Below are 257 nucleotides of genomic sequence, written 5' to 3'. Positions count from 1 at the left end.
CATCCTGTCCGAGCTGGTCCGTCAGGATCGCCTGGTCGCGGTCGATGCTATCAGCGTCGAAGCTCCGAAGACCAAGCTGCTGATCGCCAAGCTCCAGGAACTGGGCCTTGAGAAAGCGCTGATCGTCACTGAAGAGCAGGACGTCAACCTGTACCTGGCCGCGCGCAACATCCCGTATGTTGACGTCGTCAATGTCGCTGGCGCTGACCCGGTCAGCCTCGTCGGTTACGACAAGGTGCTGATGACTGTCGCTGCCC

At 60.7% G+C, this 257-nt stretch carries 1 protein-coding gene; it reads left to right on the top strand.

Annotated elements, in window-relative coordinates:
* Positions 1 to 257 (top strand): 50S ribosomal protein L4 (gene rplD, locus R0J88_RS21485; protein WP_410901100.1); only part of this gene is annotated, 257 nt, incomplete at both ends.

The sequence above is a fragment of the Pseudoalteromonas sp. SIMBA_162 genome (assembly GCF_046535955.1).
In the GTDB taxonomy this organism is placed as follows: Bacteria; Pseudomonadota; Gammaproteobacteria; order Enterobacterales; family Alteromonadaceae; genus Pseudoalteromonas; species Pseudoalteromonas marina.
The sequence above is the reverse complement of the archived record's forward strand: the minus strand, read 5'-3'. Positions and strand labels throughout refer to the sequence as shown.